The organism is Bradyrhizobium barranii subsp. apii (assembly GCF_011516635.5).
Classification (GTDB): domain Bacteria; phylum Pseudomonadota; class Alphaproteobacteria; order Rhizobiales; family Xanthobacteraceae; genus Bradyrhizobium; species Bradyrhizobium barranii.
In genome coordinates, this window is sequence record NZ_CP096255.1 from 8,810,059 (window position 1) to 8,826,842 (window position 16,784).

Annotated in this window: 16 protein-coding genes; 2 read left to right on the plus strand and 14 right to left on the minus strand. The window is 65.1% G+C overall.

All coding sequences use genetic code 11. From position 1 onward, the window contains the following. Positions 1-14: 14 nt before the first annotated feature. Together HAP41_RS42225 and HAP41_RS42230 are read left to right on the plus strand one after the other, a co-directional pair. The gene (locus tag HAP41_RS42225) at positions 15-497 is read left to right on the plus strand and encodes a CinA family protein (protein WP_166077801.1); all 483 of its coding nucleotides are present in this window, start codon (positions 15-17) and stop codon (positions 495-497) included. A gap of 261 nt (positions 498-758) precedes the next feature. Next, positions 759-1,589 (plus strand): alpha/beta hydrolase family protein, encoded by an 831-nt coding sequence (locus tag HAP41_RS42230; RefSeq protein WP_224580595.1) that lies wholly within the window; start codon positions 759-761, stop codon positions 1,587-1,589. 29 nt (positions 1,590-1,618) lie between these two features. On the opposite strand, the gene HAP41_RS42235 is transcribed toward HAP41_RS42230, so the two are convergent. The 14 genes from HAP41_RS42235 to HAP41_RS42300 form a co-directional block, all read right to left on the minus strand. Beyond that, positions 1,619-2,443: a hypothetical protein gene (locus tag HAP41_RS42235; protein ID WP_166077774.1), complete on the minus strand. Its 825-nt coding sequence runs from the start codon at positions 2,441-2,443 to the stop codon at positions 1,619-1,621. A 67-nt stretch (positions 2,444-2,510) separates the two neighbouring features. Beyond that, positions 2,511-2,786, minus strand: coding sequence for a DUF1488 family protein (locus HAP41_RS42240; RefSeq protein ID WP_063980827.1), 276 nt, complete (start codon positions 2,784-2,786; stop codon positions 2,511-2,513). A gap of 135 nt (positions 2,787-2,921) precedes the next feature. After that, positions 2,922-3,539 (minus strand): tetratricopeptide repeat protein, encoded by a 618-nt coding sequence (locus HAP41_RS42245; protein ID WP_166077750.1) that lies wholly within the window; start codon positions 3,537-3,539, stop codon positions 2,922-2,924. Between the two features lie 120 nt (positions 3,540-3,659). Next, entirely contained in the window at positions 3,660-5,129 is a 1,470-nt protein-coding gene (locus HAP41_RS42250) for an AMP nucleosidase (protein WP_166077742.1), read from the minus strand. A 240-nt stretch (positions 5,130-5,369) separates the two neighbouring features. After that, positions 5,370-6,704, minus strand: coding sequence for an HlyD family type I secretion periplasmic adaptor subunit (locus tag HAP41_RS42255; protein ID WP_166077723.1), 1,335 nt, complete (start codon positions 6,702-6,704; stop codon positions 5,370-5,372). After that, positions 6,701-8,449 carry a type I secretion system permease/ATPase gene (locus tag HAP41_RS42260; RefSeq protein WP_166077714.1) on the minus strand — a complete coding sequence of 583 codons (1,749 nt, stop codon included), beginning with the start codon at positions 8,447-8,449 and terminating at the stop codon, positions 6,701-6,703. Before HAP41_RS42260 ends, HAP41_RS42255 begins: the two co-directional genes overlap by 4 nt. 260 nt (positions 8,450-8,709) lie before the next feature. Beyond that, positions 8,710-8,979: a GlsB/YeaQ/YmgE family stress response membrane protein gene (locus HAP41_RS42265; RefSeq protein ID WP_063980822.1), complete on the minus strand. Its 270-nt coding sequence runs from the start codon at positions 8,977-8,979 to the stop codon at positions 8,710-8,712. A 363-nt stretch (positions 8,980-9,342) separates the two neighbouring features. Further along, the gene (locus HAP41_RS42270) at positions 9,343-10,317 is read right to left on the minus strand and encodes an ABC transporter ATP-binding protein (RefSeq protein ID WP_166077694.1); all 975 of its coding nucleotides are present in this window, start codon (positions 10,315-10,317) and stop codon (positions 9,343-9,345) included. Then, positions 10,314-11,720 (minus strand): amidase, encoded by a 1,407-nt coding sequence (locus HAP41_RS42275; protein WP_166077689.1) that lies wholly within the window; start codon positions 11,718-11,720, stop codon positions 10,314-10,316. Before HAP41_RS42275 ends, HAP41_RS42270 begins: the two co-directional genes overlap by 4 nt. Then, positions 11,717-11,914: a hypothetical protein gene (locus HAP41_RS42280; protein ID WP_018321359.1), complete on the minus strand. Its 198-nt coding sequence runs from the start codon at positions 11,912-11,914 to the stop codon at positions 11,717-11,719. The genes HAP41_RS42275 and HAP41_RS42280 overlap by 4 nt, the downstream gene beginning before the upstream one ends. Further along, on the minus strand, positions 11,911-12,972 hold the full coding sequence (locus tag HAP41_RS42285) for an ABC transporter ATP-binding protein (RefSeq protein WP_166077651.1): 1,062 nt from the start codon (positions 12,970-12,972) through the stop codon (positions 11,911-11,913). Before HAP41_RS42285 ends, HAP41_RS42280 begins: the two co-directional genes overlap by 4 nt. 3 nt (positions 12,973-12,975) lie before the next feature. After that, entirely contained in the window at positions 12,976-13,878 is a 903-nt protein-coding gene (locus HAP41_RS42290) for an ABC transporter permease (protein ID WP_166077609.1), read from the minus strand. A 3-nt stretch (positions 13,879-13,881) separates the two neighbouring features. Next, a complete protein-coding gene (locus HAP41_RS42295) occupies positions 13,882-14,835 on the minus strand; it encodes an ABC transporter permease (RefSeq protein WP_166077574.1) in 954 nt (317 codons plus the stop codon). 201 nt (positions 14,836-15,036) lie between these two features. Further along, positions 15,037-16,692: an ABC transporter substrate-binding protein gene (locus tag HAP41_RS42300; protein WP_166077556.1), complete on the minus strand. Its 1,656-nt coding sequence runs from the start codon at positions 16,690-16,692 to the stop codon at positions 15,037-15,039. Positions 16,693-16,784 lie beyond the last annotated feature (92 nt).

Sequence of the window (16,784 nt, forward strand, 5' to 3'; positions counted from 1 at the left end):
GAGAGGTTAAAGGGATGAAAGAGCTCGTCGGCATTGCGGAACAGGTTGCGGCCCGACTAATCGCGCGCAAACAGACCATTGCAGTGGCTGAATCCTCGACCGGCGGCCTGATCTCGGCCAGCCTGCTCGCGGTGCCCGGCGCCTCCGCCTATTTCCTCGGCGGCGCCGTGGTCTACACCCGCGATGCCAGGCGTGTGCTGATGGATATTTCGGACGAAGGAATGAAGGGCTTTCGTTCCTCGTCGGAGCCATATGCGAGACTCCTCGCCGAACAGATGCGCAGCCGCTTCAGCTGCGACTGGGGCCTGTCCGAAACCGGCGCCGCCGGCCCCACCGGCAACCGCTATGGCGACGCCGCCGGGCACAGTTGCATGGCGGTTTCGGGACCTACGGCAGAGGTGATCACGCTGGAGACGGGCAACAACGACCGGTTTGCGAACATGCAGGTGTTTGCGGCCACGGCGCTGAAGCTGTTGCTGCGGAAGCTGGAGGGGTGAACGCCCTCACATGGGAACCGCACGCGCTCCCGATCTCCAGCCGGACCGACCGTCGTGCCGGCGCATGAGCGAGCGCGTCACCGCCCAGGCGCGATAGGAGCAATGATGCGACTTCCTGCGTTCGTCTTCGCGACCCTGCTCGTCCTTGGGATAACGACGGCGCAAGCCGCCGGGGTCAGAAACTTCGACATTCCTGCCGGTCCGGCGGGACCGGCAATCCGACTGCTGGTCTGGACTCCGTGTGCTGAGTCACCTCGCGAGATGGATGCGCGTGGCGCCACCTTCTTCGCCGTGCCCGCATGTCCAGTCATCGGAGAAAAGCTTCCACTCATCGTGATGTCGCACGGCCGCCGAGGATGGTTCGGCGGTCACCATGACACCGCCGCGGCTTTGGCCGATGCCGGGTTCGTCGTGGCGGCGCTCAATCATCCCGGCGACACCATGCGTGACACCAGCCGCACCGACAGTCTTTCGGTTCTCGTCGAGCGCCCCACGGATATGAGCCGGCTGATCGACTATATGCTGGAGGGGTGGCCGGACGCATCCCGCATCGATCCTCAGCGCATCGGGCTCTACGGGTTTTCGTTTGGCGGCTACACCGGCCTTGTCGTCATCGGCGGCGATCCCGATCTGCGCAAGGGATTGCCGAATTGCGAGACGTCGAGCTTGAAGGCGTGCAAACAACTCGAGAGCGGCGAGCTTCCTGATCAGCCGACGACCCATGATAAGCGCGTCAAGGCCGCGGTCATCATCGATCCCTATCCGGTGTTCGTCTTCCCGGAGGAGAATCTGAAAGCAATAGCAGTGCCGGTTCAATTGTGGAGTTCTGCCCCCGCGCAGAATGCCGATGGTCTATCCGGATGCTGTGCGGCAGCCATCAATCAAAGGCTTCCGATCAAGCCGGACTACCATTTCGTGGACAATGCCCGGCATTTTTCCTTCCTCGCGACCTGCACCCCAAAGGACGCCCGGGAGGCCCCCGCCGTCTGCACCGATGCGCCGGATTTCGATCGCGTCGATTTCCACCGACGGCTTCACGTCGATGTCGTTGCGTTCTTTCGCAAGCATTTCGCCGAAAGCGCCAAGCCGTGACGCGGCCCTCGGCCCGGCGCCGCGCCGGCCTAAGAGCAGGACAAGCCGTTGCCGGGCTCGCGGCAGAGCTTCGCGCGAACCTCTACGATATCGATATCGTACTTCCCGGCTCTCCGCTTGCGCGAGGCGGAGGCCGAGTCGGCACTGTCCATCGAAAGCAGATTGAGCTGCTTCTTGGTCGCCGCGCTGCACATCAGAGCAGCGTTGCCGCCGAGGTATCTCGACTGGGCGCCAAGCTCCTGCCGGGTGAGCTCCGCGAATGGCCCCAGACGCAATTGCGTTTCGACCGCTGCGATTTCAGCGTCGCTCGCCTGCGTCCGGGCAACACCCTTCATCCTGCGTTCGAAGCCGTTTGCGATCGCCGCCCCATGTTCCGCACCAAGATCCGCAACCTCTTGCGCTGCGTCCGTAAACTCACCGCGCTGGGAACCGGCCAACAGATAGGACTTGCAAGCCAACGGGTTGCTCGCGAGCTTCAGGAGGGTCGCCAGTTCCGCCCGGTCCAGGGCATTGATGTGCTCGTCGTCGGCATAGACTTCCATCTCGCTCGCCAGGATCATGTTGAGTGCACCATTGGCGGCGGACCATCCGCCCTCGTTGAAGGCCTCTTCGGTCTCCCGAAGGAAGACCGCCCTGAGCGCGGGATCGCTGCGGGCAATCGACGCGGCCAAAGGGAAGCGCGCGATGTTCTGATCGAAATCGCGCGCAAACGCGCTCGGCCCGGAGAGGCTCGCATATGCCAAGTTTCCGGCCAGCAGGGCGACGACGACGAGCAGCAGGATTGATCTTCTGGTCATGTGAGAGTTTTGGTGTGGGTTACCGCGAGAGATCATCTCACGCCGGGTCACCGCCATCCATTGCAACTACAGGCTGCCCTTAATGAATCCTTTCGCAGCCGTGGCGAGTTGCGCGGATGCCCTGCTATCTTGCCAGATGCCGCATGAAGATCCGCACCACATATCCCTGGACCCGCGGCGCTTCGTCGTAGATATCCGACGCGAGCCGCTCGATGGTCTCACGCAGGGATAGGAACTGCGCCTGGCGCGCGCTGCTCTCGGTGCCCTGCATGCCCGCGAGCTCGTCCATCGCGGCATCGCTGATCTGGCAATGCACGACCTCATCCTCACGCATCATCGTGAAGCGAAAGGCCAACCGTTCGAGGTCGTGGCCGATGATCCTGTCGCGCGACAGCGGCATTCAATTGTCCCGTTCGCGCCCCCGAACGGGACAATGCTGAAAATCTGGCGCTTTGTCACCATCCGCGCCAGGAGGCATCGCTGTCATGCGATGTTCATCAACAGCGAGCTTCCGTCGGTCGGCCCGGCTCCAACGTCAGTAGGCGAGCGCCGTGCCGGTCGGCTTGTCGAGTGCCGCGGCCAGCGATCGATACTCCTCACAATCCGTCCCGCAGATGGCAGCGATCCGGCTGAGATGATAGAGCGCCTGCTCGCGGTTACCCCGCTCGAGCTGCCACAACCCGTAATACTGCCACGTCAATACGTGGTTCGGATCTGCCTTCAACGCGCGCTCGTACCAGACCTGCGACTGCTCGTAGTCGCCGAGCTTGCGGTAGGAATAGCCGATGAGGTTGGCGACGTTCGGATGGTCGTCATGGCCGAGCGATTTTAATTCCGCGATCGCGGTCGCATAGTCGTTGCGCTCGTAGATGGTGTCATAAGCCACGCGGTAGCCGGCCGCGAAAGCGGGATCGCCGATACTGGACTGGTTGTTCGGCTTCCTGCCTTTGTGTGTCGCCTTGGTGCCCCAGCGTTTCGGGTAGACTGGCTGCGGCTGCGGCCTCGGATCCGCATAGGCTCCGGCATAGGGATCGGTGGAGCTGATGCCGCCCCCGCCGCCACCACCGCCGCCGCCGGCGGCAAAGGCCGGCGAGCTCAACAGTACTGCCGCAAATGTACCGAGCGTGACGAGCCTGATCATCGCTGTGATCATGTCTGCCTCCTGTCCTGTTCAAGCGGCCCCGGACGACGTGATAACCCTGCGTCGGCCGCGATATTCCGGGACACTGTGCTCACAGAGACGTCAGCGTTCGTACGACAGTCACGTTGTCCTTTACTGGAACGCGACCTCGGCGAAGCTTCGCAGCTTTCGCGAATGCAGCCGTTCCGATTCCTGCTGCTTGAGCCGCTCCAGCGCCTTCAGGCCGATCTCGAGATGCTGGCCGACGCGGCGGCGGTAGAATTCGCTGGCCATGCCCGCGAGCTTGATCTCGCCATGCAGCGGCTTGTCGGAGACGCACAGCAGCGTGCCGTAGGGAACGCGGAAGCGGTAGCCGTTGGCAGCGATCGCGGCCGATTCCATGTCGAGCGCGACCGCGCGCGACTGCGACATGCGGCGGATCACCTCGGGCCCCGAGATCTCCCAGTTGCGGTTGTCGACACTCGCGACGGTGCCCGTGCGCATCAGGCGCTTCAGCTCGAAACCTTCGAGGCCGGTGACGTCCTCGACCGCCTGTTCGAGCGCGACCTGCATCTCGGCCAGTGCCGGGATCGGCACCCAGAGCGGCAGCTCGCGGTCGAGCACGTGGTCCTCGCGTACATAGCCGTGGGCAAGCACGTAGTCGCCGAGCCGCTGCGTGTTGCGCAGGCCTGCGCAATGGCCGAGCATCAGCCAGGCATGCGGGCGCAGCACAGCAACGTGGTCGGTGACGTTGCGCGCGTTCGACGGGCCGGTGCCGATGTTGATCAGGGTGATGCCGCGATAGCCAGGCGCGACCAGATGGAAAGCCGGCATCTGCGGCGCGCGGGCAGGCGCCACCCCGCTGGTTGCGCCGCCGCTGCCCGTGATCACATTGCCCGGCGCGACGAAGGCCTCGAGGCCGGCTTCACCGGACTGCAGCCGCTGCTGGCAGAGCTGTGCGAAGGCATCGACATAGAACTGGTAGTTGGTGAAGATCACGAAATTCTGGAAATGCTCCGGATCAGTGCCGGTGTAGTGATAGAGCCGCCGCAGCGAATAATCGACACGGGCAGCCCGGAACAGGGACAGCGGCTCGGGCGCGCCCGGCTGAAGCTCGAAGGTGCCGTCGGCGATCGAATCGTCCATGGTGGCGAGATCAGGCACGTCGAACGCGTCGCGTAGCGATCGCGTCACAAGGGAATTCTCGCTGGTGGTGATGGCGGCTTCGATGTTGATGTCGCGGCGATAGGCAAAGTGGATCGGGATCGGCTCGGCGGATTCGCCGATCTCGACGGGAACGCCGTGGTTCTGGATCAACAATCCGATCTGCTCGGTGAGATAGGCGCGGAACAGATCCGGCCGCGTCACGCTGGTCTCGTGCACGCCGGGGCCGGCGACGAAGCCGTAGGCGAGACGCGAGTCCAGCCGCGCATACGTCGCGGTGGTGACGCGGACGAAGGGATAATAGGCCCGCACCCGCGTCGTGATCGCCTCGCCGTTGACATAGGCCTCGAACCGGTCGCGCAGGAATTTCGTGTTGCGCTCGTAGATTTCCTCGAGGCGGGCGACTGCGAGGACGGCGTCGGTGAAGGATTTGGTGGCGATGGAGGGTGGGGATTGCATTGTTCGACCGCCGGGTTGCTGGGCTTGAGTCGAACTATAGCAAAGAACGATGGCAATCGTCAGCGAAGGGCGGTTTGCGGACCACACGCTCCACTGTCATGCCCCGGCTTGACCGGGGCATCCAGTACGCCGCGGCGTCCCGGTTCAATCACAGCCGCCTGTGGAATACTGGATCGCCCGGTCAAGCCGGGCGATGACAGCGAGTGTGCGGCGCGCTCCGGGATGACGCGCTTTTGCGCGTCACTTCTCGCGGAAGGCCCGCATCAGCTGGTCGTGCAGCGGCTTCATCAGATAGGACAGCATGGTACGGTCGCCGGTCTGGACGAAGGCTTCTGCCGGCATGCCGGGGATCAGCTTGGAGTCGCCGAGCTTGGCGACCTCTTCCGGGGACATCGACACGCGGATGGTGTAGTAGCTCTGGCCGGTGCGCTGGTCGGTGGTGACGTCGGGCGAAACGCGGCTGACGACGCCATTGAGCTCGGGCGTGGTGCGCTGGTTGAACGCGGACAGGCGCAGCAGCGTCTTCTGACCGATCTGGAGCTTGTCGATATCGACAGGATTGACCTTGGCCTCGACCTGGAGATCGTCGGCCTGCGGCACGATCAGCATCAGCGCGTCGCCGGCGGTGACGACGCCACCGACGGTATGCACGGTCGATTGCAGCACCATGCCGTCCTGCGGCGCGCGGATGTCGACACGGCGGAGCTGGTCTTCGGCGGCGACCTTGCGCTCGATCATTTCACCGATCTTGTCGTTGGTCTCGCGCAGATCCTTGGAGACCTCGCTCACCATGTCCTTGTCGACCTGGATGATCTGGAGCTCGGTCTCGGTGATCTTGCCCTTGGCCTGCGCGCGCGAGGCGATGTATTGCGCGCGCTCGCCGTTGAGGCGGGCGCTGTCGCGTTCCAGCGTGGTCAGGCGAGAGATCTGCACCAGGTGCTTCTCGTAGAGATCGCGGACACCGACCAGCTCCTGCTGCACCAGGACGATCTCCCTGTCCTTGGCCTTTTCCTGGGCGGACAGTCCTTCGATCTCCTCATTGAGCTGCTGGACACGCTCGCGGAGCTGCGCCTTCTGCCCGGCGCGGCCATTGACGCGGACGTCGAACAACTTGGTTTCGGCGGAGAGCAGGTTCTTGACGTCGGGATCGTTGCCGCGATCGAGGAGCGATTGCGGAAACTCGATCTTGTCGACACCGCGCTGCTCGGCCTGGAGCCGCGCCGTGCGCGCCAGCGCGGCGTCGAGATTCTTGGTGACGATGGCGAGGTTCGCCTTGGTGACGGTGTCGTCGAGCCGCACCACGATATCGCCGGCCTTGACCACGTCGCCGTCGCGGGCACGCAGCTCGCCGACCACGCCGCCGGTCGGATGCTGCACCTTCTTGACGTTGGATTCGACCACGACCTGGCCCGGCGCGATCAGGGCTCCCGAGATCTGCACCGTCGAGGCCCAGCCGCCGAGACCGATGACGAGGGCCAGCACGATGGCCAGCCCGAGCATCAGATGAAACCTGATGGAATCCCGCACGGTCCTCTTCGCGGCGGGCTTCCTGCCGCCGATAGCCATCGTGCTCATGACTTGGGCACTCCGCCTTCGCTGACGATCTTGATCGGTGCCGGCGGCGTCACGCGCGGCTGAAGCACCTGGGCAAGCACCTGCTCCTTCGGCCCGAACGCCTGCATGCGGCCGTCGCGCAGCACCAGGATCTGGTCGACCGCCTCGACGCCGATCGGGCGATGCGCCACCACGATGACGATGGCGCCGCGCTCGCGCGCGCTGCGGATCGCGCGGGTCAGCGCCTCGTCGCCTTCGGTGTCGAGATTGGAATTGGGCTCGTCGAGCACGATCAGGAACGGGCTGCCGTAGAGCGCACGCGCCAGTGCCACGCGCTGCGCCTGGCCCGCGGAGAGCGCGGTGCCCTGCTCGCCGACCTGCGTGTTGTAGCCCTCGCGCATCTTGATGATCATCTCGTGCACGCCGGCTTCCTTCGCCGCGGAAATGATGCCGTCAGAGGTGGCCTCGGGATCGAAACGGCTGATGTTCTGCGCGATGGTGCCGCCGAACAATTCGACGTCCTGCGGCAGATAGCCGATGTGGCGGCCGAGCATGTCGGAGGCCCACTGATCGAGCGCCGCGCCGTCGAGCCGCACCTTGCCACGGACCGGATGCCAGACGCCGACCAGCGCGCGGATCAGCGACGATTTGCCGGAGCCGCTCGGCCCGATCACGCCGAGGCCATTGCCGGCGGTGAGCGCGAAGCTGACGTCCTGCACAATGAGGCGCTGATCGCCCGGCGGCACCATGGCGATGCCCTCGACCGACAGACGACTGGTGGGCGCCTGCAACTGGGTCGGTATCGTTTGCGGCGGCATCTGCTCCAGCAGGCGCGTGAGGCGCTGCCAGCTCTGACGTGCCGCGACAAAGGATTTCCAGTGCGCGATGGCGAGATCGACCGGCGCGAGGGCGCGGGCGGAGAGGATCGAGCCGGCGATGATGATGCCTGCGGTCGCCTCCTGGTGGATGACGAGATAGGCGCCGACCGCGAGCACGGCCGATTGCAGCATCATGCGCAGCACTTTTGCGACCGCACCGAGACCGCCGGCGACGTCGCTCGCACGCTGGTTGCCGTCGAGGTACTTTTCGTTGGCCTCGCTCCAGCGCTGGTTCATCCGGCCGGTCATGCCCATCGAGACCATGACTTCGGCGTTGCGCCGGCTGGAGGCGGCGAGATCGTTGCGCTGGGCGGCGAGGCCCATCGCCTCCTTGGCCGGCTGGCGGGACATGAATTCGGTGACCAGCGTCAGCCCGACCAGGATGATGGCGCCGGCCAAGGCGGTGAGGCCGATCATGACGTGGAAGGCGAAGCAGATGGCCAGGTACAGCGGCAGCCAGGGCAGGTCGAAGAACGCGCTCGGGCCCATGCCGCCGAGGAACGAGCGGACATTGTCGAGGTCGCGCAGCGGCTGCAAGCCCTCGTTGCGGCTGCCGACCAGGAGCGGCAGGCGCACGACGGTGTCGAACACGCGCTTGTTGAGGGCTTCATCGAGCGCCGTGCCGATCCGCCCCAGGATCCGGTTTCGGATCATGTCGAGCATGCCCTGCGCCATATAGAGGAAGCTGGCGATGATGATCAGGCCGACGAGAGTCGGAACGCTGCGGCTCGGCAGAACCCGGTCGTAGACCTCCAGCATGAAGATCGACCCAGTCAGATAGAGCAGGTTGATCATGCAGCTCATCAAGCCGACGCCGACGAACGCCGTGCGACAAGCACGCAAGGCGTCACCGAGCTCTGAACGGCGGACGCCGGGTACGGCTGCCATCAGTCTGATCTCTTTCGGGTAAGGGGCAACGCCCCTGATTTCCTAGGTCGTTCAGGGGTACGCGACCTGGATTAACATCGTATTCCCCCGCGACGAACGCGGTCGAATTAATCCAGGTCCCTGATAGGCCACCTCTACCCCTGACGGCCTCGCACGCAAGTCCGGTATTTCACAGTCTTTGCGGCTTTTTATAGCAGACATCGCGGCCTCTCCCCAGCGGGGGAGAGGCGAAAGTTCTGGCTCACCGAGCCAATGTGACGCTAGAGCCGGCCGCCGCCGCGCACCAGCCGCACCACCAGGAGCAGGATGATGGCGCCGATGGCGGAATAGATGATCTCGGACACGAGTCCGGTGCCGAGATGGATCCCGAGCTTCGGAAACAGGAAGCTTGCGACAAACGCGCCGGCGATGCCGATCACGATGTCGCCAATGATGCCGAACCCGCTGCCGCGCACCACCTTGCCGGCGAGCCAGCCGGCGACGAGGCCGACGAACAGGATGACGATGAGGCCTTGGCCAGAAATGTACATAAGTTGAAGTCCCTCTCCATGAACGGGGGCATGGAACCGGAACCGGGATGAATGGGGTCTGAATGGTCGGTTCGGATAAAAATGTCGAAAACAACCCCATGCACAGTAGGAGTGCAGTTGGCCGGCGGTGCGAGGTGAACTGTGACAAGTCGGTGTTGTCGTAGAGGGATTCTGAAGAAGTGCGCGATTTGAAGTGAGGGACGCGCCGCTCTCTCATTCCCTCCCCCTTGCGGAGGAGGGCCTGGGAGAGGGGTGGCCACGGGCGAGGTCTGAGTTTGTGGCGCCCCCTCTCCCCCGCCCTCCCCCGCAAGGGGGGAGGGAGCGCAGTGTCGCGCGGGGGATGTAGTACGGCTGGAGAACGAGCTACGTCGCTCCCACCGGCTCCGCCAGCACGCACCTCGCCGCCCGGCCCGGTCCGACCTCCACATTCGCAGGCGGTTGCTCCAAGCATCGCGGCTGGGCGACCGTGCAGCGGGGGGCGAAGGAGCAGTTGTTCGGCTTTTCGGCCAGCGAGGGCGGGGTGCCGGGGATGGTCTCCAGCCGGGCGCCGCGCTTGGCGCCGTGGATGGTGGAGGCGAGCAAGCCCTTGGCGTAGGGGTGCACCGGCGTGCGGACGATGTCGCGGAGCGTCCCCTGCTCCACGATCTGGCCGGCATACATCACCGCGACGCGGTCGCAGATCTCGATCGCAACACCAATGTCGTGGGTGACGAAGATGACGGACATGCCGAACTCGCGCTGAAGCTCGCGCAGCAGCAGCAGGATCTGGATCTGCACGGTGGCATCCAGCGCGGTGGTCGGCTCATCCGCGAGCAAGATCTTGGGACGGCAGGCGAGCGCCAGGGCAATCATCGCGCGCTGGCGCATGCCGCCGGACATCTCGTGCGGATAGGCATCGAGCCTGCGCTTTGCGGAGGGAATGCGCACGACCTCGAGCATTTCGAGCGCCCTCGCCCGCCCTTCCGCATAGCTCTTGCCTTCGTGGCGCACGACGCTTTCGGCGATCTGCGCGCCGATGGTGTAGACCGGATCGAGCGCGAGCGCGGGCTCCTGGAAGATCATCGACACGGTCTGGCCGCGGAACGACGACAGCTCCTCGTCGTTCATGGCGAGCACGTCGCGGCCCATCACGTTGACCTTGCCCGTGATCTGCGTGCGCTTCTTCGGCAGCAGCCGCATCAGCGCGCGCAGGGTCACGCTCTTGCCGGAACCGGACTCGCCGAGCAGGCCCAGCACCTCGCCGTCACCGAGCGAGAGACTGAGATCGTTCACGGCAAAGACCGTGCGCTCGCCGGTGAAGCGGATGTTGAGGCCTGAGATGTCGACGAGCTTTGTCATGACGGCAGTTTGGGTACCCGGTCGTGGTAGTCGGTGACGCGCTGGAAGGCGGCGCCGATGGTGAGCAAGGTCGCTTCATCGAAGGAGCGGCCGATCAGCTGCATGCCGACCGGCAGGCCGCTTTTGGTAAAGCCGGAGGGAATGGTGAGCGACGGCAGGCCGAGAAAATTCACCGGGCGGGTGAACAGCGTCAGCCGCTGCACCATGGCCGGCGCGTTCGGGCCGCCGCCGACATCGCTCTCCTCGATCGTCGGTGCCGGCACGGGCGATGCCGGCGCGATGATCGCGTCAACACCAGCGGTGGCTGCATTGTGGGCGGCGAGTGCGGGGCCGCGCCAGCGCATCGCTTCGAGATAGGTGATGGCGGGAACGGCAAGACCGTTCTGAAGCCGCATCAGGACCTGCGGGCCATAGTCCTGCGGACGCTCGATCATCCAGCGCTTGTGGAAGGCGGCAGCTTCGGCCGCGAGCACGAGCTGGCTTGCCGCAGACAATTGCCGCTGGTCGGGCAGCTCGACCGTGACGATGTCGGCGCCCTCGCGCTTGAGCACCGCGATGGTCTCGTCCAGCACGCGCGCGACCTCGCCGTCGAGATCGTCGACATAGAAGGACGCGGGCACGCCGATCTTCAGGCCCTTGAGCGAACCCTTGGTGGCGCCGACATAGTCGGACAGCGGCTCGCGGCTGCAGGTCGAATCCGCGGGATCGGGACCGGCCATCAGCGCCAGCAGCAGCGCACAATCCTCGGCGGTGCGGGCGAGTGGGCCGACGGTATCGAGCGATTGCGACAGCGGCATCGCGCCGGCGCGGCTGACGGTGGTCTTCAGCCCGGTGACGCCGCAGAAATGCGCGGGCATGCGGATCGAACCACCGGTGTCGGAGCCGAGCGCCGCGAACGTCAGGCGCGCCGCGACCGACGAGCCGGAGCCGGAGGACGAGCCGCCGGTGATGTGCGCGACGTTCCAGGGATTGCGCACCGGGCCGTAATGGGCGTTGTGGCCGGTCGGGCCATAGGCGAATTCGGCCAGATGCAGCGTACCGAGGCGGACCTGGCCGGCATCCTTCAGCCGCTGCAAGGCCGTGGACGTGACGGTCGGCACGAAATCGCGGCGGATCAGCGAGCCGCAGGTCGAGACGTGGCCCGCGTCGTAATACATGTCCTTGTGCGCGAGCGGCACGCCGTGCAGCGGACCGCGGACATTGCCCTTGGCGAGCTCGGCATCCGCGGCCTCGGCAGCCTTCAACGCGGGCTCGGCTTCAACCGACATGAAGGCGTTGAGATGCGGCTGCCACTGCGCGATGCGGTGCAGTAGCGCGCGCGTTACCTCATGCGAGGACGCCTGCTTCATCGCAATCGCACGCGCGACCTCGGTGAGCGTCATCAATGCAGGCTCACGGCTCATTTCGACACCTTCTGCGTCTGCGCGATCGGATAGAGCGCGGGCTCAAGATCGAATGGCAGCGTGCCGGCGATGGCCGCGAAGCCTTCGAAGGCCGGTCCGATAGAATTGGAGATACGCGTCGCGATCTCGTCATCAACAGGGACGCCGGCGATCTGCGCGATCGGCTTGATCTCTTTGGGTGTCGGTCTTGTCATGCTGTTTCCTCTGCGGGCGCGCGGCTATGGCCTGAACCCGGAATCGCCATGTAGCACGCGGCCTCGTGGCCCATTCTATCGAGCGCGGTGAGCTTTGGTGCTGCATTTGCGCAGAGCGGCTCCGCAAACGCGCAGCGGGTGTGGAAGCGGCAACCCGGGGGCGGATCGATCGGATTGGGCGGATCGCCGGTGATCGGCGGCTTTTCGGTGCGACGATCCGGGTCCGACGACGGCATCGCGGCAAGCAGTGCGCGCGTATAGGGATGCGCAGGGTTATCCCAGACCTGATCGACCGGGCCGAGCTCAACGACCTCGCCGAGATACATCACCAGCACGCGGTCCGAGATGTAGCGCACGACGTTGAGGTCGTGGCTGATGAAGAGATAGGTCAGCCCGAACTCGCGTTTGAGGTCGGCGAGCAAATTGAGCACCTGTGCCTCGACGGACTTGTCGAGCGCCGAGACGGCTTCGTCCAAAATCACCAGCCGCGGCGACAGCGCCAGCGCACGCGCAATGTTGACGCGCTGGCGCTGGCCGCCGGAGATCTCGTGCGGATAGCGGTTGGCGAAGTTTTCCGGCCGCAAGCCGACCTTGCCGAGCAGCTCGCGCGCGAGCGCACGGGCCGTTCCATCGGCCATGCCGTGCACTTTCGGGCCGAACGCGATCGATTCCTCGATCGTCAGGCGCGGATTGAGCGAGGCATAGGAATCCTGGAACACCATCTGCATGCCGCGGCGCAGATCGCGCAACGACAGCGCCTGGCCGACGGTCATGCCGTCATAGATGATGTCCCCGGTATCGCGCGGCATCAGATGCATCAGCAGCCGCGCGGTGGTGGACTTGCCGCAGCCGGACTCGCCGACGATGCCGACCGTCTCCCCCTTCGCGACCGAGAAGGAGACATTGTCCACCGCGCGCACGGTGCGCTTGGCGGCGAACAATCCGCCGCGCACGGGGAAATGCTTGGTCAGACCGTTGACCTGGAGCAGCGGCTGCGCGACGCCGCCAACGTCCTCGACCGGTTCCAGCATTTCAACGGATGTGTTGCTCTCCCTCATGGCCTAGTTCCTGATGTCCATGGCGCTGCGCAGGCCGTCCGAGAGCAGGTTGAAGCAGATCGAGACCGCGAAGATCATCGCGCCCGGCAATGCCGCGACCCAGGGATTGACGTAGATCGCGGTGCGGAGCGTGTTCAGCATCAGGCCCCATTCCGGCTCCGGCGGCTTTGTGCCGAGGCCAAGGAAGGAGAGACCTGCGGCGAGGATCATCGAGACCGAAATGAGACTGGTCGCATAGACGAAGATCGCGCCCAAGACGTTGCCGAGGATATGCACGCGCATGATGGTGAAGGGCCCCGCGCCTGACGCGCGCGCGGCTTCGACAAAGTCCATGTTGCGCACGCCGGTGGTGACGCTCTCGGCGACGCGGGTGATCTGCGGCACGAACACGACGGTCAGCGACACGATGGAGTTGAGGATGCCGGCGCCGAGCGCGCCGGAGATCGCGATTGCGAGCAGCACGGAGGGAAAGGCGTAGAACACGTCGATCGTGCGCATGATCGCGGTGTTGAGCTTGCCGCCGACATAGCCGGCGACGAGACCGAGCGACGTGCCGATGCAGAACGCGAGGATGACAGGCAAAATGCCGATGACCAGCGACAGCCGCCCGCCATAGATCAGCCGCGCCAGCATGTCGCGGCCGAGCTCGTCGGTGCCGAGCGGGTAGCCTGCTGTGCCGATGTGGCGCAGGCGGCGGATCATCGAACCCTTGTAGGGATCTTCAAGGCCGAGCCATGGCGCGAGCACGGCGGACAGGAAGATCAGCAGCAGCACCAGCGCGCGGGCCATGCTGACCTTGTCGCGGGCGATGCGGCGGCCGACGGTCGCCCAATAGCCGCGCGCCTTGGTGGCGGGCGCGGCCTGCAGCGCGGCATCGGCGGTGGCGGACAACGGAAGCTCGCTCATCGGCTAGCCCCGCTTGATGCGCGGGTCGATCGCGGCTTGCGCGATATCGACCAGCAGATTGAGGAAGACGAAGAACAGCGCCAGGATCAGGATCGTGCCCTGCAGCAGCGGCAGGTCGCGCTGGAAGATCGCCGAGTTGAGCAGGAAGCCCGAGCCCGGCCAGGAGAACACGGTCTCGATCAGGATCGAGCCACCGAGCATGTAGCCGAGTTGAAGCCCCATCACCGCGAGCGCGGTGGGCGCGGCATTCTTGATGACGTGGCGAAACACGCCGGTTTCGTGCAGGCCCTTTGCGCGCAACGCCTCGACAAAGTCCTGCGAGAGGATGTCGCCGGTGAGCGCGCGCACGGTGCGGGTGACGATACCCATCGGGATTACCGAGGTCGTGATCGCCGGCAGCACCAGGTATTTCAGATGCGCCCAGTCCCAGGCCCAGGAGTTGGAGCCGTTCGGCCCGGCGCCGACCGCGGGCAGCCAGTTCAGCTGCACCGAGAAGATGATGACGAGCACCATGCCGAGCCAGTAATGCGGCACGGAGACGCCGGCGATGGCGAAGGAGGTCGCGACCTTGTCGATCCAGGTCTCGCGGAAATAGCCGGCGATCAGGCCGAGCAGGATGCCCAACGTGAAGCCGATGATGGCGGCCGCAATCGCGAGCGTGACGGTGTTGCTGACCGCGCGCATGACCTCGGCGAGCACGGGACGCCCCGTCGCGATGGAATTGCCGAGATCGCCGTGAAGGGCGCGCAGCAGCCACAGGCCGAACTGCACCGGCAGCGGACGGTCGAAGCCGTAGGCGGCGCGGAGCTGCGCCGCGAGCTCCTGCGAGGCGTCGGCCGGCAGCACCGCAACCAGCGGATCGCCCGGCGTGATGTGCACGAGCAGAAAGCACACCAGCGCCACGCTGATGACGATCGGAATGACATAGACGATGCGGCGAGCGATATAGGCGAGCACTGGTCTTCTTTCTTCCTTCTCCCCTTGTGGGAGAAGGTGGCGCGCGATCAGCGCGCCGGATGAGGGGTATCTATCCGCAGATACAGCGTTATCGAATGAGAGAGAGGGTCGCTCGCGGAGAGAGACCCCTCACCCGGCTTCGCTGCCGCGAAGCCACCCTCTCCCACAAGGGGAGAGGGTGCACTGAGCGTGTGGCGCGAACTATTGCATCGACACCAGCGAGAAGTCGATGAACCAGCTCTTCGGCTGCACGACGCCCGTCACCTTCGGGCTGATGGCGCGGGGGCCGACGTCGTGGGCGACGTAGAGAAAGGCTGCGTCGTCGACGGAGGCTGCGTGCAGCTCGGCGAGCGCGGCGTCGCGTGCGGCGGGATCGAAGGTCTGCCGTGCCTTCCTCACCAGCTCGTCGAACTTGGGCTCATGGATGAAGCCCCAATTGTTCGAGACCGGCGGCGCCATGCCCGATTGAAGGAAGCGCACCAGCGCGAAGAACGGGTCCATCGCCGCATAGGTGACGTTGGTCGCGTTCGAGCCGTTGGCGCTGGGATCCTTGGCGCCGCGGCGCCAGTTGGTGAACAGCGTGTTCCACTCGATGACGTCAAGCTTCACATCGAAATAGCACTCGGCGAGCGCCTGCTGGAGATACTCGTTCATCGGCAGCGGCTGCATCTGGCCGGAGCCGGAGGCCGAGGTCTGGATCTTCACCGTCAGCTTCTTGGCTGGACCGAAGCCGGCCTCCTGCATCAACTTTTGCGCAGCCGCCTTGTCATACTTGATCTCGAAGGTCGGCTTGCCCCGCCAGGGATGACCGGGCTCGAAGGTGCCAGTCGCCGGTACCATCAGGCCCGCGAGCAGGCCGTCCTTGAGACCTTCGCGATCGACGCAGAGGTTGGCGGCCTTGCGGACGCGGATGTCGTTCCAGGGCGAGCCCTCGACGCGCGAGAACTGCCACGGCCAGACATGCGGCTGCTCGTTGGCGTAGAGCTTGAAGCCGCGCTGCTTCAGCTCGGGCAACGCGTCGGGCGCCGGCGCCTCGACCCAATCGACCTGCCCCGAGAGCAGCGCCGCGGTGCGCGCGTTTGCCTCCGGCATCGGCAAGAGCACCATCTTGTCGACCTTGGGCACGCGCGCCTTGTCCCAATAGGCCGCATTCTTCACCAGCTCGAGCCGCTCGCGCGGCGTGAAGCTCGCCATCTTCCACGGGCCGGTGCCCGCGGCGTCCTTGGCGAACGCCGTCCACGCAGCCTGCGACTTCGCCTTGGCGTCGGCGCCTTCCGCCTTGTCGTAGAAATGCTGCCACTTCGCCGGGCTCGCCATGAACAGGTTGGTGAGGTTGATCGGCAGGAAGCTGTCGGGCTCCTTGGTGGTGAGCTCGACCGTCATGTCGTCGATCTTCTTCGCGGAGGCCAGCGTCGGCATGCGTGACGCGGTGACGCCGACCTGGCTGGCGTCGAACTGCGGCGCATCCTGTTTCAGCACCTTCTCGACGTTCCACACCACGGCATCGGCGTTGAACGGCGAGCCGTCATGGAAGGTGACGCCGGGGCGCAGCTTGAAGATCCACTTGGTCTTGTCGGCATCGTCGACCTTCCACTCGGTGGCAAGGCCCGGGATTACCACGCTCGCCTTGTCGGCCGAGGACAGGTCCCAGCCGGTGAGTGCGTCGTACATGGTGAGGCCGGTGAAGCGGTTGCCTTCAAAACCCTGATCGGGCTGGCCCAATGTGCGCGGAATATCGGCAGCGGTCATGCCGATGCGCAGCACGGTTTCGGCGCTTGCCACGCGCGGCCACACGGCCGCAGTCGTCAGAGCCAGCGCAGCAATCAGCGCCGCGCGGGTGGTTGTCTTCATAAGCATCGTCTCAGTCCTCTTCCGGCTTTCAATGACTAATTTTGATGCAAACGTATGCAATGGCTATGCCAATGGGGAAACTTTTTCTGCAAATTGCC

Excerpts from the sequence above, each read along its gene's own strand:
- HAP41_RS42225 (WP_166077801.1), top strand. The coding sequence starts at position 15 with ATGAAAGAGCTCGTCGGCATTGCGGAACAGGTTGCGGCCCGACTAATC.
- HAP41_RS42230 (WP_224580595.1), top strand. The coding sequence starts at position 759 with ATGGATGCGCGTGGCGCCACCTTCTTCGCCGTGCCCGCATGTCCAGTC.
- HAP41_RS42235 (WP_166077774.1), bottom strand. The coding sequence starts at position 2,443 with ATGGCGGTGACCCGGCGTGAGATGATCTCTCGCGGTAACCCACACCAA.
- HAP41_RS42240 (WP_063980827.1), bottom strand. The coding sequence starts at position 2,786 with ATGCCGCTGTCGCGCGACAGGATCATCGGCCACGACCTCGAACGGTTG.
- HAP41_RS42245 (WP_166077750.1), bottom strand. The coding sequence starts at position 3,539 with ATGATCACAGCGATGATCAGGCTCGTCACGCTCGGTACATTTGCGGCA.
- HAP41_RS42250 (WP_166077742.1), bottom strand. The coding sequence starts at position 5,129 with ATGCAATCCCCACCCTCCATCGCCACCAAATCCTTCACCGACGCCGTC.
- HAP41_RS42255 (WP_166077723.1), bottom strand. The coding sequence starts at position 6,704 with ATGAGCACGATGGCTATCGGCGGCAGGAAGCCCGCCGCGAAGAGGACC.
- HAP41_RS42260 (WP_166077714.1), bottom strand. The coding sequence starts at position 8,449 with ATGGCAGCCGTACCCGGCGTCCGCCGTTCAGAGCTCGGTGACGCCTTG.
- HAP41_RS42265 (WP_063980822.1), bottom strand. The coding sequence starts at position 8,979 with ATGTACATTTCTGGCCAAGGCCTCATCGTCATCCTGTTCGTCGGCCTC.
- HAP41_RS42270 (WP_166077694.1), bottom strand. The coding sequence starts at position 10,317 with ATGACAAAGCTCGTCGACATCTCAGGCCTCAACATCCGCTTCACCGGC.
- HAP41_RS42275 (WP_166077689.1), bottom strand. The coding sequence starts at position 11,720 with ATGAGCCGTGAGCCTGCATTGATGACGCTCACCGAGGTCGCGCGTGCG.
- HAP41_RS42280 (WP_018321359.1), bottom strand. The coding sequence starts at position 11,914 with ATGACAAGACCGACACCCAAAGAGATCAAGCCGATCGCGCAGATCGCC.
- HAP41_RS42285 (WP_166077651.1), bottom strand. The coding sequence starts at position 12,972 with ATGAGGGAGAGCAACACATCCGTTGAAATGCTGGAACCGGTCGAGGAC.
- HAP41_RS42290 (WP_166077609.1), bottom strand. The coding sequence starts at position 13,878 with ATGAGCGAGCTTCCGTTGTCCGCCACCGCCGATGCCGCGCTGCAGGCC.
- HAP41_RS42300 (WP_166077556.1), bottom strand. The coding sequence starts at position 16,692 with ATGCTTATGAAGACAACCACCCGCGCGGCGCTGATTGCTGCGCTGGCT.